The organism is Microcoleus sp. CAWBG27 (assembly GCF_020883145.1).
Classification (GTDB): Bacteria; Cyanobacteriota; Cyanobacteriia; order Cyanobacteriales; family Microcoleaceae; genus Microcoleus.
This window is the reverse complement of the sequence record NZ_JAHREU010000006.1, coordinates 72,477-96,732: the sequence shown is the minus strand read 5'-3', so window position 1 is coordinate 96,732 and position 24,256 is coordinate 72,477. Positions and strand designations below refer to the sequence as shown.

Here is a 24,256-nt window from a genome sequence, read left to right as displayed (position 1 = left end):
TCGTCAGACAGCCGACTGGTAATACGTTTGATGTAATTTAATACCTATGGATGTTCTTGATTTTTTAAACGTTTGCTTTTGTTGTTTTCTGTATAGCAGAGCATTCAGCTATACACGCGCTGTATGAGCCGATATGGACATAATTTGCCGATTTTTACTCAAAAATAACTGCTGACACTGTTAAATTTCTTGACACTCACCTGCTAATTCTTGTGAGATTATTGAATTTTTGTTAAGACTATGTTACAATTTGTAAAGCGCGTTTAAGGTTAGAATAAATAAATAACCCAATTTTAATCCATGCTTAATTCCAATTTGCCAGAATCAGAATTGCTCAAATCCCTACTGGAACCGCTGTTAGAGGATTTTAAATACTGGTTCGAGCGATCGGCTACTCTCTTAGAAACTGAGGAAATTCATTTTCTGAGCGGCGACGATCAATCCGACTTGCTGGCACGAGTCAAACAGGCTCAGCAAGAATTAGTGGCTGCTAAAGCTCTATTTCAAGCAACCGGAGGGCAAGTTGCAATTGAAACCGCAGCACTCATGCCGTGGCATAGACTGCTCGCCGAATGCTGGCAAGTATCGGCGCGCTTTCGGAAAGAGCAGTCAGCTCGCCCTGGAAAATAAAAAGGCAAGTTCAAGTTCAACCCGCAGTCAAATTCCCAACCTTGGGAAATGTCGCGTCCACTTGACAAGCTCAAACAGATTTCCAGTTAATAAGTAATTACTTGCTGAAACACTTTTGTAAATTGCTGTGTGGCTATCAGAGCCCGGAGGAGAAAATAATGTTACACCTGCTTTATATTTTAGCTTTCACCGTTCTTGCCTTTTTGGCCGTCAGTAACTTAATCCGCAGTCTAGTCACCGTAGGTATGGAGTCCCAGCGCCCCCAACAATTCAGGGCAAATAATCGCTACGCATCCTATCCTCGCTCTCAAGCCGTACCCCATCCAGAACTGTTAGACGAATACGGAAATATTGTCAACGAACCCCTATTAGTTATGCGTTCGCTGACTGTCCAAGACGCGCGCGAACAATTAGATGCTCTTTACAAATCATCTCCCGGCGGCAGTGACGAAGGCGGCGAACTAGCCTGATTCGATCGCGTTCGCAGCATTTATACTTACGGGCGATCGCCCTAAAAAAATAATTGGCCGTTAGTTTCTCGCTAACGGCCAATTTGTAGTTAGTTTTGAGAGATACTTAAAAGGGATCGATCTCAACTGACTGTCGATCGCTCCTGTTTTGTCATCGGCAAAAATGCACGTTTAAGGCTAGATGCTCGTCCCAATTTCGCTACTAGCAGAACTTCTGCAAGCTTTGCCCCAACTGCGGGCACAAATTTATTTCAAATCTTCCATGACAGCGCTGTCTCACGCGATGGAAGACTTGGTTTTGGCGGGTTCCGACGACGAACCCCTAGTTATTGCCAGCTTTCAGCGAGAGCGCTTCTACCGCCAAGAAGCTCACCGCTATCGACGCATTGCCGATCGATCTTCTCAGGTATATGTGCTGTCATCACCGGAAACTGAGTTTAAAAATTCCTCGGAACATCACGAAACTGTGGCGTTTGCACCGGAGGACACATTAAGTCAAGAGTGGCACTTAGTGGTAGTTGGGCAACATTACTCAACTTGCCTGATTTGTCAAGAAAAAATTGTGCCGATCGACAACCAGGACGAGCGCAGCCCGCTGTTGATGGATCAAGCTCGTCGATTTGAAGGAATTTGGACATTCGACAGAGAGGTAAGCTGCAAAGCTGCCGAATTGTTGCTCGATAAAATTCTCAAATATCGCCCGGAATTGGCCGAAAAGATCGATCGAGCGCGCACAACTTACAATCTGGGCAAAAAACCCAAAAAAACGCGGAAATCCGCCGCAGACAAAACCACAAAACCAGCGAAAAGAGCGCCAAAAGACTCAAGAATTCCCAATCCCAAATTGAGCGACGCTTTTGCCGAACGCTTAGTCACCTACTTGCAAGCAGGGCAGCACAAACTGCTGAAAGCATACAGCGCGATCGCCGCCCAAGAACGCAAAGAACGCCTGGTAAACTTAATTACCACCGCCATGCGGCAGTCTCTCAACCCGCAAGAAATTGTCGAAGTCGCAGTACAAGAATTGGGAACCGCCCTATCAGCAAGCCGCTGTTTGATTTATCGCTGCAAGGCGACAGATATTGCCGTCAAAATCGATCGGGAATTTTTGCGTGCCGGCGCTACTTCTGTCCTAAACCAGACTTGGCAGTTGCAGGAAAATCCCATATTTCGGGACGCGGTAGGGCGGCAAGAGCGAGTTTACATCCAAGAGACAGCACAACACCCGCTGATTGTCAATACAAAATCCCTGGGCGAAATTGTCAAAAATTGGCAGATTGTCTCTTGGTTAATGGTGCCGGTGCTTTATCAGGGGCGGGTGTTGGGCATGGTGGAAATGCACCAATGCCGATCGACTTCGCCTTGGGAAGAAGACGAAATTGCTCTCGTAGAGGCGATCGCCACCCAACTCGGAGCAGCCTTAATTCAAGCCGAAACCTACGCTCACTTAGAAGAACTCAACCAACAATTAGAAGCATTAGACCGCACTCGCAGCAATCTAATTGCCATCACAGGCCACGAACTCCGCACCCCACTTTCTACCATTCAAGTGTGTCTAGAAAGTTTAAACTCCGAGCCAGATATGCCCCAAGAATTGCGGCAAATCATGTTAGAAACAGCCCTCGGAGATGCCGATCGAATGCGGAAACTCGTCCAGGATTTCTTAACACTTTCTCACTTAGAAAGCGGGCGAGTTAAATGGAATGTAGAATCGCTGACGCTGCAAGAATGCGTTGACTTGGCCCTCAGCAGCGTGCGATCGCGCGGCGGAGTCGATCGACAGTTACCACAAATTATCGCCGAAGTGTCCGCAGAATTGCCATTAGTGCAAGCAGACGGCGAATGGTTAGTGGAGGTACTGTCCAAACTCCTAGACAACGCCTGCAAATTCACCACACCCCAGGGAAGCGTCACAGTGCGCGCTGTCTTCAACGGTTCTCGCATGGTGGAAGTGCTCGTAGCCGATACAGGGCGGGGAATAGAGGCGAATAGTTTGAAAGTAGTGTTCGATCGATTTTATCAAGAAGAAGGAGCATTGCGGCGCAGCGCCGGCGGCACCGGTTTGGGATTAGCAATTTGCAAGCAAATTGTTGCCGGCTGGGGCGGTAAAATTTGGGTAGATTCCCCAGGAAAAGACCGAGGAAGCGAATTTCATTTTACTATTCCAATTGTTTAGAAGACCGGGCGGTTGAAACCCTACATCCGCTCTTCAACCTGCGGAGGCAGGTTTCGTTTGTGTAGACGCGGTTTCAACCGCCGTCCGATCTAATGACTAATGACCAATGCCCCATGCCCCATGCCCCATGCCCCATGCCCCATGCCCCATGCCCCATGCCCCATGCCCCATGCCCCATGACTCCCCTAAATCGGAAGACTAATCACAAACTCTGTTCCACCTCCTAACGAAGACAAACATTCCAAAGTTCCCCCATGTATTTCAGTCACTATCTGATGGCAAATAGACAGTCCCAATCCCGTACCTTTACCTTCTGCTTTAGTTGTAAAAAATGGCGCAAACATTTTTTCTCTGACAGATTCCGGCATTCCCATTCCATTGTCAGCAATCTGAATCACAATTGTATCGATGATTTCCAGTTTTTGCTGGCAAACACCCACTGTAGAAATCATAATTATATTGGGATTTTGTTCAATTTCTGCGTAGGTTTTGCCCGCATTGGATTCTTCCACAGCATCGATCGCATTAGCAATCAAATTCATAAATACTTGATTTATTTGCCCGGGATGGCATTTTAATGTTGGCAACTCACCGTAATGTTTAATGATTTTAATTGCCGGTCTGTTGTGCTTAGCCTTGAGGCGGTGAGATAAAATCATTAAAGTAGTTTCAATGCCTTCGTGGATGTCAACTGCTCTTTTTTCCTGACTGTCGCTACGGGAATAGTTCCGCAGAGATTGCATAATGTCGCGGATGCGATCGATTCCCATCTTCATGGACGCCGTAGTTTTGGGCAAGTCGGCTAATAGATATTGTAAATCGATCGATGCAATTTCCTGTTCAATTTCTGCTCCCGGTTCGGGAAAGTTTTCTTGATAAATATTCACCAAGTTAATTAAATCACCAATATATTGTTGAACGTGGTGCAAGTTCCCAGAAATAAAGCCAATAGGATTGTTAACTTCGTGGGCTACTCCAGCTACCAGTTGTCCGAGTTGCGAGATTTTTTCAGTTTGAACTAATTGTGCTTGAGTTTGTTGCAGTTCGATCAATATGGCTTCTAAATTTTTAGCTTTCTCTCTCAGTTGAGCTTCTGATGTTTGTAAAGCTTGTTCCGCTACTTTGCGCTGGCTGATATCGCGACCAATTGACAAAGCATGGGGTTTCCCTCTGTATTCAAAAAACTTTGATCTGATCTCAATATCAAATTGTGTACCGTCTTTTCGCAGCACGACAGCTTCACAATAAAATTCTTGGCGCAAGCTAACGGTTGTCATAAACTGATCGAATAAATGTAGGCACTTTGGGTGCAGGATCTCTAAAGGACTTAAGCTCAAGAATTCCTCCATAGAATAACCGTACATTTCGCACACTACCGGGTTTGCTGCCACAAATTTTCTAGTCTCCAAATCTATTAAGATAAGTCCGTCTGCTACACTTTCAAAAATACTGCGGTACTCCTCTTCTTTTTGAGCGAGTTCGGCTTGAGATTGTTGCAAGTTTTGTAGGGATTCAGTTAACTGGCGGGATTTATCTTGTTCGCTAGCGTAGGAACGCGCATTTGCAATAGCAATTGCTGCTTGTGCGGTCAACATTTCCAAAAGTGTCAAACCTTCGTCAGTGAAGGCTCCAGCGACCAAGTTATTTTCTAGATAAACTATACCGATTGACTTTCCTTGATAGACAATTGGCGCGCACAAAACTGACTTCGGTTGCTGATGCTGAATGTATGTATCGAATTGGTAAAGTGTTTCTTTAGTTGCATCGATTAGTACCAGAGGTTCCTGAGTTCTTGCTACATAATTGACGATAGAAAGAGGGACTTTGTAGTTATTTTTGACTGGGTGCAATTCTTCAAATATTGCATAATTCTGCGGGTCGCTATCCGACACTTCAACGAACAAGTATCCGTCTCGTTCCAAAAGAATACACCCGGTTTGAGCGCCTGCATTTTCTAAAATAATATGCAGCAGTTTTTTTAACAATTTTTCTAAGACGATTTCGCTAGAAATAGCCTGAGAAGCTTTGATTACTGTTTTCAAATCAAAAATATTGGCATCAGTGGCGGTAGTCGCAGTTGTATTTATAGCGATCCGATCGTCGCTGATTTTGTTAAACCAATCTGGATGAGATTGTTCTAGTTGATGAACTTTGGCGGTTGCACCCCACTCGACATAGCAAAAACGGGCATCATTGAGATAAATTTTGGCGAGATTGGCACGATTTTGTGTTATGTAAAATCTGGCAGCTAATTCATTGGCTAGGGCAGCATTTTGGACGAAGCCATTTTTGAGGGCGGAGGCGATCGCCCAATCATAATGTTGTGCTGCTGTATGGCTGTCTCCTGACAACCTCGCGATTTCTGCCTGAATTAATGAATATTTGTGCAGATAATTTGCAGGACAGTGTTCTGCCAAATCTCGAAAATTCTCCAGACTAATATTGAGCTGTTTTCGGTATAGTTTGTAGTCTGTATTATTGGCGTTTGTGCAACCAGCAGCTAGGGCGATCGCGTGATGGAACCGAAAAACCGGGTTGACAAAATGACCGGCACCGCCTTTCAAAAATTCCGCGCCGAAGAGAGCATATTCTAAGGCGCGATCGATTTCGCCAAACCAATTAGCATGGGTGAGCTTGTAAAGATAGATGACAAAAGTAGTGGTAAGATCGGCTGAGGATTTGGCAAATTCTAAAAGCTGGTGTTCGTCGATGAAGGTTTCCGGCTCTGGGTAGGTTTCTGGTGAGCTAGTCAGTTGGGCGATCGCATTTTTGGTCAGCAAGTGATAAGCTAGCATATTGCGATCGACCTTTGAGAGCGCTGGAATAAATTGATCGGCAATTTCTGTAGCTTTGATCAAAGACTCGTTGCCAAAAAAGCAGACCCATAGATAATTAATCGAAGCATATCCCGACCATTGATAACTACCTGTTTCTAAACCGCTCTTGAAAGCTTTTAGCATAAAAGGCTTGCACTCATCGATATATTTCATATAATGTAAAGTTAAAGCCCCCCACATATGAAAAATACAAGTACCTAACTCTTTATTGTCACAGCGTTCGTAGAGATTGAGCGAGAGTTCTCCGGCGGCGCAGCCCGCCTTGATTTCGCGATATTTGTTGACCAAAGTAAAGGCGTACAAAGTATAACCAAAGGCGGAAAATGGTGAATTTCCGTACATAATGCTCGTTTGTACAAACTTCATCGCGCAGAGATATTGAGCGTTGGGACTGGTAAAATAGGCGATCGGGAAAAGTTCTTTTAAAATTCGATGAGCGGCCAGTTTTAGCGGATCGGTAAGTTCTGGTAAATCTGCTAATATATCGATCGATCGCCCGATCATCCTCTTCGTCTCTGCTAATTCTCGGGCTAGAAATTCATCATCCGGGTAAGGTTCAATCTCAACCCCCAAACAATTTAACGTTTCAATCCCTAACTGATAAGCGGCAGATAAGTCATTCTTCATCCGCAGACAAGTTATTTGCAATTCTGCGATCGCACACTGTTCCAACAAAGTATGAGTTTTGGTCAGAATCTGGTCAAAAACTGCTAGAGCTGCATCATTGTTGCTATTTAAATATTCTGCTTCACCCAGCTCTAAATTTAGCGCGAAACTCAAGCTATAATTATCTTGCCAACTTGAGACAGGCAAACAGTCGCACCCAGCTTGGAAAAAAGTAAGCGCATCTTCAAAAGCCGAAGCAGCTTTAGCAGTTTTACCTGCTTGTAAATTTAATTGTGCTAATTCAGAAAGTTCTTCAGGATTAGCAATGAATTCGCGAGCAAAGTTCAAATGATTGACAATATCAAAAATCTGTTCTTGACGTTCAGCTTCATTGCTCCCCTCCAACAAAAAACGTCCCAGCTTCCAGTGAACGGATTGTTTTTGCGACTCAGGAATCATCACATAAGCGGCTTGTTGAACCCGATCGTGCAAAAACTTGTAGCGCACTTTGCCAATTATTGGAGCCAACTTTTCTAATTCCCATTGCTCAAATACTTGTGGTACTAGATAGGCGTCATCTACAGGCAAAATCAACCCTACTTCTAGCGCTTCCCACAAATATTGTGCTGTTTTAGTCAAAGATTGTTCGCTCACCACAGATAATATATCCAGACTAAATTCGTTGTTTATACAAGCAGCTAATTGTAAAATAGCCTGACTTTGTTCAGACAAATGTCGAATTTTATGAATCATTAAGTCAACCACATTTTCCGAAATATTATGCTGTTTAATTTCTTGGGTATCCCATTCCCATTCGGCAATTTCTATATTAAACATCAAAAATTTTTCTTGAGACAATGACTTCAATAACTGCTTTAAAAAGAAAGGATTACCGTGAGTTTTTTCGAGCAGCAATTGTGCCAAGGATGCGACCTTTCTAGGAGAACAGTTTAAGCTGTCAGAAACCAATCGATTTACTTCATAAATTGCTAAGGGTTCCAGGTGAATATGGGCGATCGCAATTCCTGTGGCCCTCATTGCCTCATTTGCCAACATAAAGGGATGGCTCGGACTTACTTCGCTATTTCGATAAGCAAGAATAAGCAGGAAGTAAGGATTTTCTTCGGTGCAGTTGTGTTGATACAAATTAACACTTCCAGCATCCATCCACTGACAGTCATCGAGAAACATTACCAAGGGATGTTCGGCTGTTGCAATTGCTTGGACAAACTTCTTCATCACTCCGTTGAAGCGGTTTTGAGATTCAATAGCACCGAGTTCGGGTACGGGAGGTTGTTCGCCCAAAATCAATTGTAAGTCTGGGATAGCATCGATCGCAATTCGAGCATTTTTCTGCAAAGCGTTGAGTAGTCTTTGTCGCCATGCTACTAGCTGAGTTGGGCTTTCCATCAAAATTTGCTGCACGAAGTTACCCATAGCTTGAGTGAAACAAGCGTAGGGAACATTCCGCTTAAACTGGTCGAATTTACCGGAAATGAAATAGCCGCGCTGCTGCGTTATATCACGGACAATCTCATGAACTAATGCAGATTTACCGATGCCGGAATAGCCACTGACTAGGACAATTTCACCGCTGCCTTTGCAGACACGATCGAAGACTTCTAATAATTGCGCTATTTCTGTGTTTCGTCCGTAGAGTTTCTGAGGAATTGACAACTGACTCAGGGCATCTAGTTGTCCGGGAATAAAGTTACAAATTGTCCCTGAATTCTTTATTTGATTTTGGCAGCGTTCTAAATCTGCCAATAATCCTGTGGCAGTTTGATATCTAAGTTCGGCATTTTTTGCCATGAGTTTTGCCACAATTTGGGTCAACACTATGGGAATTTCTGGGTTGAGTTGTTGCAGGGGAACTGGTGGTTTGGCTATGTGACAGTGTACCATTTCTAACGGGTCACTGCTGGTAAATGGTAATTGTCCTGTCAGCAATTCGTAAAAGGTGACGCCGAGAGAGTAGAAATCGCTGCGGTAGTCGATGGAACGGTTCATGCGCCCGGTTTGTTCGGGGGACATATATGCCAGGGTTCCTTCTAGGCGATCGGAATTTTTTGAGTGTGTTTGTTCTTTTCTCAACCGCGAAGCGATGCTAAAATCAGTAAGTTTTACTTGCTTTGTTTGGGGATTTATGATAATATTATCCGGTTTAATGTCTTTATGTATGATTTGATTTTGATGCAGCAATACTAAAGCTTTTGCCAAGGATACGGCTATATTTAAAAAATCGGCAATCGATAATTGGTAATGCGTGGCATTCGCCTCTAGATTGTCGGTTTCGGACTCGGCTAATTCTGGTTGATGTTCTAAGTTTTCGATCCAATATTTCAGGGATACCCCTCCGATATCTTCTAATACTAACACTAAGCAAAAAGGATGGATTTCGAGTCGATAGACTTTGATGACATACTCTGAGTCGATATGTTTTGTGATTTGATATTCGTGTTTTAAACTGGCGCTCTGTTCTAGGGTCGGGCAGTCGGTGTTTAAGACTTTGAGAATGACTAATTGTTTTTCTGCTGTCGATATGGCTCGATAAATAACTGTGTTAGTTCCTTGGTGAATCAGCTCTTGTAAGTTGTAACCAGAAATTCCTGAAGCTGGCAGCATAGTACATATTTCCCAGTTGATTTTATAATCAATGCCTAATTAGAGCATGGCACATACGAAACTCTGATGAATGGCGGGCGATCGCTACTTTACAAACCCGCAGGTTGGATCGATGTATCGAACGATCGCACAATTTAAAAATTACTTACGTATTTAGCAGGTATTTGTTTTAAGAGGTCTAGCGACCTAGAAATTGCAACCCTTGATTTTTTTATTGTGGAAGTGTTACAGCCTTTAAATGAAATCATACAGCATCCCACCATCATTGTAAATGACTTTATTAAATTTTAATAATAAAAGTTAGGGCGTAGATAAATAGCTGGTCGCGGGTCGTTGGGGAAAGCAATTGCAGGATTGGGAGATTTCTGGACATAACAAAGAATCACAGAAACACTTGGTTTTTACACTTGCACAATCAATATGATTGTAGGTACATATTGTGGACATTACCGAGGACTTTAATATCATTTGATCGTACAGGCTGTGGATATTACTTAGCTATAAACTATTTTTGTAGGCAGTTAGTAATGTAGATCAACAAAACTTGCGTAAAAACTCGGTTTTTAAAGAAAATATTGGTTCGCTGGCTGGAATAAAGTTACAAAGTTTTCAAAGCAGAACTCGCCTCCGCTGCTATACCCCTCTCACCCCGCGAGATAGCTTTTACAGGTGATGCAACCAGGCGGTGTTGGGCCTTAGGATCGAAAGTATCAAAGCAGATTCAGGACGTGCTTGCGTCTTAAACCCGGCTTTTAGGCAAAATAAAGGGTTGGGCGGCAGAGCACTACCGGGATATTGGGAGCGTTAAGTCGGAAGGGCCACAAGTCTGGAGAGGGCTTGCAGTCGATCGAATCTGTTGAGACACGGGCGGGCGTCAGTGTTGATTCGTGAAAAGTTGAGGATGCCCATATTTCGCCCGGAAAAACTTTTTTGCGATCGGAATACTCAAACCTAGAGGAAAATCAATATGTCATTTACAACCAAGATGAAATCTACCCAACAAGCTATTACTAAGCCACAACTGCAATTAGGTTCTCAAGGTCAAGCGGTATTGGAACTAGAACAAATGTTAACCAAGTTGCGGGTTTACCGGCAGCCTGTAAAAGGAATTTTTAACTCATCAGTTGAATTTGCGGTGAAACTGTTTCAGTATCGGGTTTTCTTGTCGCCGGACGGCATTGTCGGGCCGCTGACTTGGGAGGCGCTTTATACTGAAGCTCCTGTGAATATGCCGGTACTTAAATTCGGCAGTTCTGGGGAAGCAGTCACTACTGTTCAAGAAGTTCTGACCATTTCCCAGCACTATCGCGGCTCTATTGACGGTCAATTTGCCACTTTGACGGATCGGGCTGTTAGCGCATTTCAAAAAAGCTTTGGGATCGATGCCGACGGGATTGTCAACCAAGAAACTTGGACTGCTTTGAGTCAAATTCCGCGTGGCTATGACCCTAATTGGTTCTTGACTTAGGGTTAGGTGCTGCTCGGTAATATATGGGCAGATCTGTGCGATCGCGTGTGAGGAATTGGGCAATGTGCGATGCTTCGGGTGCGCGACCAGCACCCAAAGCATTACATTTTTTTGAGGTATTTTTTCGGGATTTGTGCAGAGAGAGTTCTGTTTTATAAGTTTGGTATAAATTACAAATTATCAATTATTAATTACTAATTCCCAATTATCAGAAAAGATCGATCGCCAAAAAACTGTTAACTTTCCTTACAATTTCGAGAACAGGGTACAGTGGCGATGATAGGATGCCGTAAAAATCCTTTGGATATATCTATGGCAGAAGAACTGACTGGACAACCCCCCATCTTCGGCGGCAGCACCGGCGGCTTGCTGACCAAGGCGCTAGTTGAAGAGAAGTATGCTATCACTTGGACTAGCCCCAAGGAACAAGTGTTTGAAATGCCTACAGGTGGCGCTGCGATTATGCGTCAAGGCGACAACTTGCTGTATCTGCCCCGGAAGGAGCAGTGTATCGCTTTGGGCGGCCAGCAACTGCGGGCGAAATTCAAAATCTCGAACTACAAAATTTACCGCGTTTTTCCTGACGGTTCTACTGAGTACCTGCATCCCAAGGATGGCGTGTTCCCTGAGAAGGTGAACGAAGGTCGTGTTGCTAATGGTAGTGTTCCTCGCAATATTGGCAGCAATCCCAATCCGATCAAGGTGAAGTTCACAGGTAAGAAGACCTACGATCCTTAAGCGATCGCTCTATTGCTGAGCAAAACATAAGTAATATTGCTTATTTGGGACTCAGTTAAGACTGATCCCCCCCTAGCCCCCCTTCTTAAGGGGGGGACAGGAGCATTCTCTTTCGTCTCCTTCTTAAAAAAGGATAGGACAAGAGCATTCTCTTTCCTCCCCCTTCTTAAGGGGGATTGAGGGGGATCGAAACTCGGATAAAAGCGAGAAAACAAAGGTTTTTAGGGTTAATTGGGCAGCAAAGGGCAGGACTCAGCTATACTGCCAACTTTCAATCTAATTAAGAATTAATCGTTAAAATTAAAAATGAATGTCGCAATCAGGCGATCGCAGATTTCTGATATCGATGTTTGCGCTCGCATTAATTATGAAGCTTTTAAAGGTATTTCCGATCGCCACTGCTTCCCTCACACAGATTTTCCGACGCTAGAGTTTTCAACTGAGATTATTGGCTTTTTGATCGAAAGTCCGTCGTTTTTTGGCATAGTAGCCGAGAGTGACGGTGCGGTTGTCGGCTGCGGTTTTATGGACGAAGGGAACCCGATTCGCGGTATTGGGCCTGTGAGTGTCGTAGGCGCAAGCCGGGGCGTAGCCATCGTACTTTTCAAGGCCGCGGCACAGGGCGGGAAATCATGAAAGCTTTACTGGAACGGGGACAGGACGCTGTAGGAATCCGTTTGGTGCAAGAATCTTTCAACATGGGCTCGCTGTCGCTGTACTCTTCTCTGGGCTTTGAGGTGAAGGAAGCTTTCGTGTTAATGGAGGGGAAGTTTCGCAGCCCGCCGCAGTATGGGTTTGAGGTGCGGCCGATGGCTAGTGAGGATGTGGGCGAATGCGCGGCTTTGTGCGAAAAAGTCTGTGGGTGCGATCGAACTTCCGACATTGAAGACGCCCTAAATAACTATTCTCCCTTAGTTGCGTGCCAGCAAGGTCGGATTGTGGCCTATACTTGTGCGGTGTCTGCTTTGGGTCACAGCGTCGCCGAAACCGAGGCAGATATGCAGGTTTTGCTCTTGGGGGCTGCTGCGTACAGTCCCGAAGATGTGCTAGCTTTTCACTTACCGCTGAGGTATGGAAGTCTGTTTCGCTGGTGTTTGCAACAAGGGCTGCGCGCCGTCAAGCCGATGGCGGTGATGGCTGTTGGCGAGTACCAATCGCCGGAGGGATGTTGGTTTCCGTCTTTTGTTTATTGATTGTATAGCAAAGTGAGTATATGATATTTCCCGATTTCTCACAATTCTGCGAACTGGCAAAACAAGGCAATTTTGTACCCGTGTATCAAGAATGGGTGGCTGATTTGGATACGCCTGTGTCTGCGTGGTATCGGGTTTGCGCCGGTCAACCTTACAGTTTTCTGCTGGAGTCGGTGGAAGGTGGGGAGAAGGTGGGGCGTTATAGTTTGTTAGGGTGCGATCCGCTGTGGATTTTGGAGGCTAGGGGCGATCGCACAACTCAAGTTTACCGCGACGGTTCCCAAAAAGTATTTGCGGGCGATCCGTTTGAGGCTTTAACCGAGTGTTTGCAGCCTTACAAGCCAGTGAAATTACCGCAGTTACCGCCGGGAATTGGCGGGCTGTTCGGCTTTTGGGGTTACGAGTTAATTAAGTGGATTGAACCGCGAGTTCCGGTGCATCCGGCGGGCGAGAATGATTTGCCGGATGGGTTGTGGATGCAGGTTGATAATTTGCTGATTTTTGACCAGGTGAAGCGGAAAATTTGGGCCGTCGCCTATGCGGATTTGCGCGAGACTGGCGTTGATTTGGCCGAGGCCTATGGGGCAGCGTGCGATCGGGTTTCTCAGTTAGTTGATAAACTGAAATCGCCACTTTCACAACAATCTACTCTGATAGAATGGACTCCGCCGAGTTACGGGCAAGATGCCAGTTCCACAACTGAAAATACAGAATTAGCTTACAGCAGCAATACCACCCGCGACAAGTATTGTGAAAATGTATTGAAAGCCAAGGATTATATCAAAGCCGGAGATATTTTTCAGGTAGTAATTTCGCAGCGGCTGGAAGCAGAATACAGCGGCGATCCTTTTGCACTTTACCGCTCTTTGCGCCTGATTAATCCTTCTCCGTACATGGCTTATTTTAATTTTGGAGATTGGCAGATTATCGGTTCCAGTCCAGAAGTGATGGTGAAGGCAGAAAATACTGTTGACGGCAAAAAGATTGCTACTTTGCGGCCGATTGCGGGTACGCGCCGCCGGGGTCAAACTCCCCAACAAGACGATGCTTTAGCTGCTGAATTACTGCAAGATCCGAAGGAAATTGCGGAACACGTCATGTTAGTCGATTTGGGCAGAAACGATTTAGGCAGAGTTTGCCGCAGCGGTACTGTCAAAGTTGACGAATTAATGAAAATTGAGCGTTATTCTCACGTGATGCACATTGTGAGTAATGTAATCGGAGAATTGGCTGAAGATAAGACAGCTTGGGATTTGCTGAAAGCTAGTTTTCCTGCTGGTACGGTTAGCGGTGCTCCGAAGATTCGGGCGATGGAAATTGTCCACGAGTTGGAAGGTTGCCGTCGCGGCCCGTATTCTGGGGTTTACGGGTATTATGATTTTGAGGGACAGTTGAATAGTGCGATTACAATTCGGACTATGGTTGTTCGTTCTCAGGGAGGTAACAAACATTCGGTTTCTGTGCAAGCCGGTGCTGGTTTGGTGGCGGATTCTAACCCGGATATGGAGTATGAAGAAACTCTCAATAAAGCACGGGGTATGTTGCAGGCTATTCGCTGTTTGAAGTAGTAAGTCTGGGTCAAAAATCTTGTCGGTGTCGATAAGAGTCGGCGATTAAAATCGCGTCTATACAAACAATGTCCGCCTCCGCGGACAAAGAGAAAAAGAGAAGATGACGTAATTTTAACCGTCTGGTATTCAACCCGCGGAGGCGGGTTTTGTTTGTATAGACGCGATTTCAATCGCCCGGTGTTCTAAATCTTAAAAGAGGGAAATATGAATTTTTATATAGTTGACGTGTTTGCCGAGTCAAAATATGCTGGCAATCAGCTAGCTGTATTTTGTGGCGCGGGAGTTGCGGAACTCTCAGAGGCCGAAATGCTGCTGATAGCGAAGGAAATCAATTATTCGGAAACCACGTTTATTCGATCGCCCGAACCGCAAAATAACGGCTATGACGTGCGTATCTTCACGCCCAAGAAGGAATTACCGTTTGCCGGTCATCCGACGCTGGGGACGGCGTTTGTGTTACAGCAAGAGGTAATTGGCGAAAAGGTCGATCGGGTAATTCTCAATTTAGCCGTGGGTCAAATTCCTGTCACCTTTAATTATCGCAACGAATCCGCAGATATTTTATGGATGCGACAAAACCCGCCAACATTCGGTCAAGTTTTGCCAACCGAAACTCTCGCCAACGTCCTAAATTTACAATCCGATGAAATCGATACAAACTTCCCAATTCAAGAAGTTTCTACCGGAGTACCGTTTATAATTGTCCCTTTAAAAACCCTCGCAGCCGTCAAAAAAGCTCAAGTCAAATTAGATAAATATTTTGAACTAATTAATACCACAGAAGCCAAAGAAATTTTGATATTCTGCCCAGAAACTTACAGCGACATTAATGATTTAAACGTCCGAGTTTTCGCTTATTCCTTAGGAATTCCCGAAGATCCGGCGACGGGGAGTGCCAATGGCTGTTTGGCTGGATATTTGGTACAATATGCTTATTGTGGGGAATCAAAGATTGATGTGAGAGTCGAACAGGGTTATGAGATTGGTAGACCTTCGTTGCTGTTGTTGAAATCTCAAAAATTTCAGGAAAAAATAGAAGTTTTGGTGGGAGGTAAAGTAGTGATGGTGGCGAAAGGAGAATTTGTTTAAAATATTCAAATATAGCTTCCTATATAGGTTCGTAGTGAGGACTTTAGTCCTTCTTTGTTGCGGACTAAAGTCCTCACTACGAACGATTCAGCTATAGGTTCGTAGTGAGGACTTTAGTCCTTCTTTGTTGTAGACTATAATCCTGACTACGAACCTATTCAGCTAATATGAGGTAGCTCATATTCATTGCTGTCGGTTACTGGCATAGTGAAAGCATCATTTTTCTGAGATACTTCCAATGTTACCAACATTTTCGCGCAGTTTAAATTTATCCCTTGACGATTCCGAAGCCCTGCTTGCACTTCCATTAACCAGCTTGCTGGATTCACCGGAATTCAATCAACTCTTGGAAAGTCTGGATACTGCTTTGCTTAAAGAAAGTTTGCCTACTGCTGGGGCTGTATTATCCCAAAAACTCCCAGCTTTTTATGATTGGTTGCAAACAGAATTGGGAATTAAAAATGTCCCAGATAGTCCAGATCATGCTACGCAATGGGTAGTCAGTTTTCTAAAGAATCAAGAGAGTTTAACTCGTTTAGTTGAGATGCACAAATCGATTCCAAGACTTGCATTAGATCGATCGATTCCTCGGTTAGTTAGCGCCTTTGATGGGGCTCAACCCACCGCCGTCAAGGAAGAGTGGCAAAAAGCGATCGCAGCGCTTTGTCTGGTACTCGCCGTCGCAGCGCGGGAAAACCAGTCACCGGGCGCATCAAAGGCTTTGGTAGGGGTTTAGGTAAAGCGGTTTTTGCGGAAAATTTGCAGTTGCGCGCGATCGATCTCAACGACTACCGGCTTTTTCTTGTTGAGGACGATCGCATTATGCCGATTTAACAACAGCCACTGAGCCAACATTACCACCAAAACTCGCCTTTTGCGAAACTTACCTTCAAAACGGGCCATTCGGACGATCGCCTCTTCGATTTTATACCACCAGTTTTTCCCTTTCTGAGAAATCACAAAAATCCTTCCCGGTATGTAATCGCCTCCATTTGCCCAGAAAGCATACCTTTCGCCTAAACTAAAGTAGTGAAAAACATTTGTAGCGGTGCAAGTTTGAGCTAACTTTTCCGCAACCCCCAAAGAATTGAAAATTACAATGGAGCGAATATAATCCGGGTATTTTGCTACAATTTGCTGAGCAACTTTGCCGCCCAAACTTTCTCCGATGACATCCGCCGGATCTCCGCTGCGAAATTGCTGTTTAAGCCAATCTATAGCACCTACAGTTTCCGCAGCTTTTAACTGGCGTTCTAGTTTTGCCACAAATACATCGGGCGTATCTTCCAAAACGCGATCGAAAGGATACCACGAACCGTATCCGCGAATCACGAGCACGGGCGGATTATTCCCAGAAACCGGAAGGCGACTTTCAGCATAAAAACCAGTGCGAAAGTCTTCAAAGACTTTTTCTATGGTATAATTTTCATCAACAACTTGCCCCTCTGCGTGCCGAACATAAATTGACGGATTGCTGGGATCCTCAGTATCGTGGAGTTGGGGTTTGGCAAACTTTTCGTAGAGGGAATCTAGCAAGTGCCTTCCTGTAGGGCGATCGACAAAATCCAAGTTTATTGATCCATACTAAATTAAAAACAATCTAAAAATGGTTCGTAGTGAGGACTTTAGTCCGCATTCATGAATGACTAAAGTCTGAACGCTCAAACCTCTATTTCGAGTTTTAAAAGGTTCGTAGTGAGGACTTTAGTCCGCATTCATAAAGGACTAAAGTTTAAACGCTCAAACCTCTACTTCACGTTTTAAAAGGTTCGTAGTGAGGACTTTAGTCCTCAGGAAAAGAAGGACTAAAGTCCTCACTACGAACCTCTACTTCACGTTTTAAAAGGTTCGTAGTGAGGACTTTAGTCCTCAGGGAAAGAAGGACTAAAGTCCTCACTACGAACCTCTACTTCACGTTTTAAAAGGTTCGTAGTGAGGACTTTAGTCCTCAGGGAAAGAAGGACTAAAGTCCTCACTACAAACCTTGTGCAATTATTACAAAACTCGCAACGTGCTCGCAATACTATCGACTGCTTCCATCGCGCGAATTTCATCGAGTGCTTGTTGAAAATTACCTTCCCGAACATCGTGAGTCACCACAACAATTTCTGCTAAATTGCCGTGAATTCCCGTTTGCACAATTGACTCCAAACTCACTTGGTGGTTGCCGAAACAAGTGCCAAGTTTGCCAATTACCCCCGGAGTATCCCGCGTCAGAAAACGCGCGTAAAAGCGAGTCACAAGTTCCTGCATTTCTGCTATTTTGCAGTAGTGTTGGTGAGTGCAACTCAGCAAAGGATGGGGAATCGGCACAGTTTCGGTTTTCAGGATAGCAGCCACATTCAAAATGTCGGATACTACCGCGCTGGCTGTGGGCCCAGCCCCCGCACCGCGACCGTAAAGCATCAATTGCCCGATCGCATCTCCTTCGACTAAAATTGCATTGTAAACGCCGTTCACACTCGCCAGCGGATGAGCTTTCGGCACAAAAGTAGGATGCACCCGAATCGAGAGGAGTTCCCCTTCTGCATCCCCATTATGTTCGGAAATTTTGCTAGTTTCTTGAGCAATAGCTAGCAATTTGATCGTAAATCCCAGCTTGTCGGCGTAGTCAATATCAGCCGCGCTAACTTGCCTGATACCTTCGCAGTGAATATCTGCTAAATTGATGCGTCCGCTAAAAGCTAACGAAGCTAAAATAGCAATTTTATCAGCAGCATCTAATCCATCCACATCTGCTGTGGGGTCAGCTTCAGCATAACCTAATTGCTGAGCGTCCGCGAGCACTTCGCCAAAGTCTGCGCCTTCACTCTGCATCCGCGTCAGGATGTAATTAGTTGTGCCGTTAACGATACCAGTTACACTTTTGATGCGGTTTGCACCCAAAGATTGTTTGAGGGTTTGAATGACCGGAATGCCGCCACCCACAGCAGCTTCTAGCATTACATAAACGCCTTTTGCGTTAGCAGCCTCGAAAATTTCATTACCGTAGCGGGCGATAACTGCTTTGTTGGCGGTGACTACGTGCTTCCCGTTGTCGATAGCTTGCAGAATGAGCGATCGCGCCGGTTCCAATCCGCCAATCAATTCTACTACAATATCAATTTCCGGGTCAGTGGCGATCGCCTCTAGGTCAGTTGTCAGCACATTTTCTGGCAATTGTAAAGACCGAGTTCGAGAAATATCGCGCACTCCCACCCGATAGATTTCCAATTCCTGCAATAGCGGATGGCGCCCATCTGCGGAGAGCAAAATCTCTGCTGTGCCCGCGCCAACCGTACCCAAACCTAGCAAACCAATTTTGAAAGCCACGACTTTGACCCGTAGAAAATCACTTAATCTACAATCATTGTATGATAACAGCGCATTCATAGAATACCCAGATACCCGACTTCTTTAAAAAGTCAGACTCTATATCAGATCGTGTCGAGTCAATCACTCGCAATAAAAACAGTTCGTAGTGAGGACTAAAGTCCTCATAATTAAAGGACTAAAGTCCTCACTACGAACCAATATGATTGTGATTGTTATATTCAGAAACGATCTCACAAATTAATCCAGACCTTACATCAGGCTTTGCATGGTCATTTAAATTTATGTATCCATATTTTCTCCCAATTCTCGAAGCCGCTGCGCCAATCTTTCGGATCGCTGCCTTTCTGAATTAACTTGCTGTTCTAGTTGCACATTTTCCTGTTCTAGCTGCTGTAGATGTGCTTCTTCTGCTCGAATTAAATCTTCTAATATAGCAGTCATAAATGAGTCGTAAAGTTTTTTGCCCACCCCAACCCTCCCCGCGAGTTCGGGGAGGGAGTAAGAAATTTACAAATGATTTAGGATTGCTATAGACGAGATGGAATTAGTAGAAGAATTCAACTTTCATAGTAGGAACAAGAACCCAAGAAATCCTGAACCCAGCACAAGTCATGAAAGCAATGATTTTGAATAAATTAGGATTTTTAAGCGCGCCATTATAGCCTTTCTCAAAAAGATGAGGTATAACTGACAGCTTATATAACCGCTTAAACCAAGAGGGCCCAAGCCCAACAACGTCCGCGAATCTTTGTGAGAACCGCTATATACATATTCGAGTAATTTTTCGTAGGAAAAGCAACATCACATCTAATCGGAAAGGTAATATTACCCGAACATCTAAACAGCGACGCACCAGACAATTCATAACGGGGATGAATAACCAGGATTTGGTATGAAACGATAGTTAAGCAAACAAGACAAACAGTTGTTTTGTTTACAGTCTGCTCGCTATGGCTGGTGCGTCGCTGTCAGATTCTCGGTTTGTATTGAGGGATTTTTGTCAAGCGATGCACCTACTTCATCCTTCATCCTTCTTCCTTCATCCTTCTTCCTTCATCCTTCATCCTTCTTCCTTCATCCTTCTTCCTTCTTCCTTCATCCTTCTTCCTTCTTCCTTCATCCTTCATCCTTCTTCCTTCATTAAAAAACCCGACACTGACAACATATTTAAACTTGTCAGTATCAGGTACAAAATCAACAAATTACCAACAAAAATTTAGGACTTTTTGCCAAAAACTTGTTCTTTCAAAGCTTGAATTTCTTGACCTAATTGTTGGCGGTTGGAAGAGCGCAGCAAATAGCGGTAGATAAACCAGGCTGTATATCCGATACCAATTAGCTCGAATGTGGGTGCTAGCAGGGGGATATCGTTTAGTTCGTCTACGATGCCCAAAAGCACTTTCAAAGAAACAATCGAGGCTAAAATGACACCTACAACTGTCAAAGGACTTTTGTACTGCTCGTAAAAGCTGCCGATGTAAGCAGGAAACTCCGACAAAATTGAAATAATTTGTTCTTTGATCTGCTGTGTCTGATCTGGTGGTTCTTCGGTAATGATAACTTTTGTGCTACCGCTCGAACTGTCTGCTTCATTTTCAGCAGGAATTTCGGTGATGATAACTGTTGTTTCTGGTTCGTTTGATGAAGTCATTTCTCCACTCGCAATAGTTTTTTGCTGATTGGCGGCAGGTATTTCAACTGCTGCTGCGGCTGTTTCAACTGCCGAAATATCGACTGCTGAAACCTCCGTTCCGACTGTTGAAACAGCCGGTGTTTCGACTGCTGTAACTTCCGCTGCTGGTTCAAGAGTCGGCGTTTCGACTGCTGTAACTTCCGCTGCTGGTTCAAGAGTCGGCGTTTCGACTGCTGTAACTTCCGCTGCTGGTTCAAGAGTCGGTGTTTCGACTGCTGAAACCTCTGCTGCTGGTTCTACCAAAGGCGTTTCGACTGTTTCAAGAGTCGGTGTTTCGACTGCTGAAACCTCTGCTGCTGATAGCTCAACCGCCTGTGTTTCGACTGTTGAAACCTCGACTGCTGGCTGTTCCCGCTCGGAAATTTCGGCGGGAGTTTCGGCTTTGGGTTGTTCTAGGCTAGGAGTTTCGGCCGCAACACCAACTGCCGGCAAATTCAAGTTGCTAATGGCATCAAGCAAGCGGGTTTTAGCCGTCCCCCGCTGGTGAAGGATTACCCAAGATTCTATCAGGTCGGGGCCGTGCATTGCACCTGTCAGAGCGGCTCTGAGCGATCGCATAATCAGCCCTTTGTTAAGATTTTTCTCTTTACTGAGCTTTTTAGTGATTTTCTGAGCTTCTGCTGCTATTAGGGTGGGATGACTTTCCAGAGCTTCTTGAACTGCTTGTAAAGCCTGTGCAGCGCCTGATTGCTGCAACTGTGCGAGTGCTTCTTCTTCGTATTCCAAAGTTGGCAAGAAGAACAACTTGCACATACCGACAGCATCGGTTAAGCGAACGAGACTCGGGCCGATTAAAGCAGCTATTTGTTCGAGCCAAGGGCGATCGGCCTTAGAATCAAACTCATAACCGGCTTTCTGCCAATAAGGTATCAGCAAATCTGTCAATTGCGGCACAGGCATCTTGTGCAGGTATTGACCGTTAAGCCAGTTCAGTTTATCCCAATCAAATTTTGCACCGGCTTTGTTGACTCGATCGCAACTAAATACTGCCGCAGCTTCGGACAATGTAAATATTTCTTGCGTTGAATCCGGCGCAGTCCAACCCAGCAAAGTCATGTAATTGACTAAAGCTTCGGGGACGTAACCCATATCTTTGAAGTCAGAAATCGAGGTAACGCCGTCGCGTTTAGAAAGCTTTTGCCCTTGGGCGTTTAAAATCAGCGGCGTGTGGGCAAATTCTGGGATTGTCGCGCCCAAAGCTTCGTAAAGCAATATTTGTTTCGGAGTATTGCCGATGTGATCTTCGCCGCGGATGACGTGGGTGATGCCCATGTCGATGTCATCGACAACTACGGCGAGGTTGTAAAGGGGCTGGCCGATGACGCCGCCGCTGGATGCCCGGGCGATTACCATGTCGCCGCCGAGGTCGCTACCTTTCCAGGTTACGGTGTCGCGCACCATGTCATTCCAGGAAATAGTGCGATCGTCCTCAATAATAAACCGAATCACAGCTTGCCGCCCTTCGGCTTCAAAAGCTGCGCGCTGTTCCTCCGTCAGGTGGCGGTGGCGGTTGTCGTAGCGGGGGGCCTGTTTGTTGGCTTTTTGCGCTTCCCGCATCTCGTCAAGTTCTTCCGACGTGGTGTAGCAGCGGTAAGCGAGTCCTTTGTCGAGAAGGGATTGGACTGTTTGGCGGTAAATTTCCAGACGCTGGGACTGAAAACTCGGGCCTTCGTCCCAGTTCATACCCAGCCAGGTGAGTCCTTCGAGGATGTTATCGGTGTATTCGCTTTTAGAACGTTCTACGTCTGTGTCTTCTACCCGCAGGATGAATGTTCCGCCTTGGTTGCGGGCAAACAGCCAGTTAAATACGGCGGTTCTGGCGGTACCGATGTGGAGGTTTCCGGTGGGACTGGGGGCTAGACGGACTCTGACGTTCATTTATCTTTTTGCTTTTAGATTGGGGGCAATTTGCTGGTTGGGGGATTTGCTGTGGCTGTGACTACAAATTTTATTATATTTTGTTACCGATGTGAAATTTGCGATCGCCGCTGATTTGCCTCAAATAGTTTAATAATAAGGCATCGAGCGTTCTGGCTACACTTTCCGGCAAGGCAGCAGATGGAATAATGATACTAGCATTAGGGGCTGTCAATCCTTAATTAACCTTTTGGACTATTTTTCAAGGCAGGAGTAACTGCCCGCCGACTGGCAATGCGCGCCCAGTATTCGTCTATACTGAAGAGGATGCTATGAGATAGTTCGATCGCGATCGGTCTATTCACTTAAAAATTCCTGTAATATTTTCGATTTAGCCTTGCCAGTCTTTTCGACATCATCGGTTTTCTTAGCATAAAAAAGAGATGAATGCAACTGTTCTACGAGACCGTTATCACATTGTTAAACCTCTGAGTGCTGGGGGGTTTGGGCAGACGTTTTTAGCGGAAGATTGGGATTTGCCGAGTCACCAGATATGTGTGGTAAAACGCTTTCAGCCTCAGTCTAATGAACCGTTTGTTTTACAACAAGGTGCGCGGTTATTTAATCAAGAGGCAGAAATTTTACACCGCTTGGGAAGTCACGATCGCATTCCGCGTTTATTAGCGCATTTTGAGGAAAATCAAGAATTTTACATGGTTGAGGAGTTTATTGAGGGGGATGTGTTAAGTAATGAGTTGACTCGCGGGATGCAGAAGGGCGAAGATCAGGTAATTTCGCTGTTGCAGGATATTTTAGAAGTTTTGGCGTTTGTTCACGGTCAGGGTGTAATTCACCGGGATATCAAGCCGGCTAATTTGATTCGGCGTCAGTCGGATGGAAAAATTGTTTTAATTGATTTTGGGGCTGTTAAAGAAATTGGCTGTTTGTCGGTGAATATGCAGGGTCAACTTACGCCTACAATTGCGATCGGCACTCACGGTTATATTCCAGATGAACAGGCTAATGGGAAACCACGTTTTAGTAGTGATGTTTATGCGGTGGGGGTAATTGCGATTCAGGCGTTGACGGGTTTAAATCCCGAACCGAATGTTGGGGGGTTTCCTGAAGATGCGGTGACGGGGGAGTTTCAGTGGCGGGATGCCGTATCCGTGAGTGGCGAATTGGCAGATGTTATTGATAAGATGGTGCGTAAGGATTGCCGACAGCGTTATGCTTCTGCGGTGGAAGTTTTGCAGGATTTAGATGCTTTTTTGTCGAGTGCAAACCAACCGACTTTGGTTGCCACAGCACCTACTACAGCACCTACTTTAGCACCTACTACAGCACCTACTTTAGCATCAACTCAAGTTTCTCAACCCCCTGTTTCTTTTATGTCTATTTTATCTTGGTTTCGCTCTCATAAAGAGACAACTGCGATTGCAATCGCACTCATTGCGGTAATCATTGCACCGTTTAATGAAGAAATTCGTGAGTGGGTTGTTAAATTTATGTTTGGTTATTCATATTATGAAAATAAAGAGATCAAAGTCAAATATCCTGCTGAATGGCAACCGTCGATTTTTGATCGTGGAATAACCCCCGATGAGATAGTCTTCACGTCACCGAAAGATGATGGGTTTCGAGAACTTGTGACTGTTTCTTCTGAAAAGTTATCCAACCCCATGTCGTCTCAGGAATATTATACACAAATCTTGCAGCCGAAAATTCAAAACCAAGTCAATCACGATCTCTTAAAGAATCCAGAGAAAACAACTTTGGGAAACAATCCGGCACAAATGCTAGTTTTTACTACACCAGAATCGGCGGGGAAAAACCCCGTTGTACTCAAGCACAAATTGATTTGGACTGTGAAGAATAATCAAGCCTATATCGTCACCTATAAGGGTGAAGATGGCAATTTTTTAGACGATGAACAAAAAGTAATTGAACCGATGAGACAATCTTTTGAAATTCGTTAATTTCCCAAA

The 24,256-nt window shown here is 44.9% G+C and carries 17 protein-coding genes and 2 pseudogenes; 12 read left to right on the top strand and 7 right to left on the bottom strand.

What is annotated here, in order from left to right; genetic code table 11:
• The first annotated feature begins 300 nt into the window (after nt 1-300).
• From QZ938_RS05685 to QZ938_RS05675, 3 genes are all read left to right on the top strand, one after another.
• A complete protein-coding gene (locus tag QZ938_RS05685) occupies nt 301-630 on the top strand; it encodes a DUF2605 domain-containing protein (RefSeq protein WP_293148249.1) in 330 nt (109 codons plus the stop codon).
• A 158-nt stretch (nt 631-788) separates the two neighbouring features.
• On the top strand, nt 789-1,100 hold the full coding sequence (locus QZ938_RS05680) for a DUF2973 domain-containing protein (protein ID WP_293148252.1): 312 nt from the start codon (nt 789-791) through the stop codon (nt 1,098-1,100).
• A 181-nt stretch (nt 1,101-1,281) separates the two neighbouring features.
• On the top strand, nt 1,282-3,276 hold the full coding sequence (locus tag QZ938_RS05675; RefSeq protein ID WP_293341931.1) for a DICT sensory domain-containing protein: 1,995 nt from the start codon (nt 1,282-1,284) through the stop codon (nt 3,274-3,276).
• 185 nt (nt 3,277-3,461) lie between these two features.
• Here the strand turns inward: QZ938_RS05675 and QZ938_RS05670 are convergent, their stop codons facing one another.
• The gene (locus QZ938_RS05670) at nt 3,462-9,344 is read right to left on the bottom strand and encodes an AAA family ATPase (RefSeq protein WP_293347443.1); all 5,883 of its coding nucleotides are present in this window, start codon (nt 9,342-9,344) and stop codon (nt 3,462-3,464) included.
• A 967-nt stretch (nt 9,345-10,311) separates the two neighbouring features.
• On the opposite strand from QZ938_RS05670, the gene QZ938_RS05665 reads away from it, so the two are divergent.
• The 7 genes from QZ938_RS05665 (at nt 10,312) to QZ938_RS05635 (ending at nt 16,139) form a co-directional block, all read left to right on the top strand.
• Entirely contained in the window at nt 10,312-10,812 is a 501-nt protein-coding gene (locus tag QZ938_RS05665; RefSeq protein ID WP_293341937.1) for a peptidoglycan-binding protein, read from the top strand.
• Nucleotides 10,813-11,124: 312 nt separating this feature from the next.
• Nucleotides 11,125-11,550, top strand: a complete 426-nt coding sequence (locus tag QZ938_RS05660) for a photosystem I reaction center subunit II PsaD (RefSeq protein WP_293182871.1) — start codon at nt 11,125-11,127, stop codon at nt 11,548-11,550.
• Between the two features lie 306 nt (nt 11,551-11,856).
• Entirely contained in the window at nt 11,857-12,186 is a 330-nt protein-coding gene (locus QZ938_RS05655) for a hypothetical protein (RefSeq protein ID WP_293347445.1), read from the top strand.
• Nucleotides 12,183-12,743 carry a hypothetical protein gene (locus QZ938_RS05650; RefSeq protein ID WP_293347447.1) on the top strand — a complete coding sequence of 187 codons (561 nt, stop codon included), beginning with the start codon at nt 12,183-12,185 and terminating at the stop codon, nt 12,741-12,743. The genes QZ938_RS05655 and QZ938_RS05650 overlap by 4 nt, the downstream gene beginning before the upstream one ends.
• A 20-nt stretch (nt 12,744-12,763) precedes the next feature.
• Nucleotides 12,764-14,311 (top strand): anthranilate synthase component I, encoded by a 1,548-nt coding sequence (gene trpE, locus QZ938_RS05645; RefSeq protein WP_293347449.1) that lies wholly within the window; start codon nt 12,764-12,766, stop codon nt 14,309-14,311.
• Nucleotides 14,312-14,518: 207 nt separating this feature from the next.
• On the top strand, nt 14,519-15,403 hold the full coding sequence (locus tag QZ938_RS05640) for a PhzF family phenazine biosynthesis protein (protein WP_293347451.1): 885 nt from the start codon (nt 14,519-14,521) through the stop codon (nt 15,401-15,403).
• Between the two features lie 238 nt (nt 15,404-15,641).
• Nucleotides 15,642-16,139: a hypothetical protein gene (locus tag QZ938_RS05635; RefSeq protein WP_293341952.1), complete on the top strand. Its 498-nt coding sequence runs from the start codon at nt 15,642-15,644 to the stop codon at nt 16,137-16,139.
• Here QZ938_RS05635 and QZ938_RS05630 read toward each other — a convergent pair.
• The 3 genes from QZ938_RS05630 to QZ938_RS05620 form a co-directional block, all read right to left on the bottom strand.
• Nucleotides 16,136-16,939: a hypothetical protein gene (locus tag QZ938_RS05630; protein ID WP_293347453.1), complete on the bottom strand. Its 804-nt coding sequence runs from the start codon at nt 16,937-16,939 to the stop codon at nt 16,136-16,138. The genes QZ938_RS05635 and QZ938_RS05630 overlap by 4 nt on opposite strands.
• A gap of 459 nt (nt 16,940-17,398) precedes the next feature.
• Nucleotides 17,399-18,715, bottom strand: coding sequence for a homoserine dehydrogenase (locus QZ938_RS05625; protein ID WP_293148292.1), 1,317 nt, complete (start codon nt 18,713-18,715; stop codon nt 17,399-17,401).
• Between the two features lie 282 nt (nt 18,716-18,997).
• Complete coding sequence (locus tag QZ938_RS05620) at nt 18,998-19,159, bottom strand: hypothetical protein (RefSeq protein WP_293148295.1); 162 nt, start codon at nt 19,157-19,159, stop codon at nt 18,998-19,000.
• 97 nt (nt 19,160-19,256) lie between these two features.
• On the opposite strand from QZ938_RS05620, the pseudogene QZ938_RS05615 reads away from it, so the two are divergent.
• A pseudogene (locus tag QZ938_RS05615) lies at nt 19,257-19,377 on the top strand (DUF4277 domain-containing protein); the annotation flags it as partial.
• Nucleotides 19,378-19,934: 557 nt separating this feature from the next.
• Here QZ938_RS05615 and QZ938_RS05610 read toward each other — a convergent pair.
• The 3 genes and pseudogenes from QZ938_RS05610 to QZ938_RS05600 form a co-directional block, all read right to left on the bottom strand.
• Nucleotides 19,935-20,369, bottom strand: coding sequence for a CAAD domain-containing protein (locus QZ938_RS05610; protein WP_293148373.1), 435 nt, complete (start codon nt 20,367-20,369; stop codon nt 19,935-19,937).
• Between the two features lie 486 nt (nt 20,370-20,855).
• Nucleotides 20,856-22,289, bottom strand: a pseudogene (gltX, locus tag QZ938_RS05605) (glutamate--tRNA ligase); the annotation flags it as partial.
• A 73-nt stretch (nt 22,290-22,362) separates the two neighbouring features.
• The gene (locus QZ938_RS05600) at nt 22,363-22,503 is read right to left on the bottom strand and encodes a hypothetical protein (RefSeq protein WP_293347456.1); all 141 of its coding nucleotides are present in this window, start codon (nt 22,501-22,503) and stop codon (nt 22,363-22,365) included.
• Nucleotides 22,504-22,711: 208 nt separating this feature from the next.
• Here QZ938_RS05600 and QZ938_RS05595 point away from each other — a divergent pair, with 208 nt between their 5' ends.
• The gene (locus QZ938_RS05595; protein WP_293347459.1) at nt 22,712-24,247 is read left to right on the top strand and encodes a serine/threonine-protein kinase; all 1,536 of its coding nucleotides are present in this window, start codon (nt 22,712-22,714) and stop codon (nt 24,245-24,247) included.
• Nucleotides 24,248-24,256: the final 9 nt, after the last annotated feature.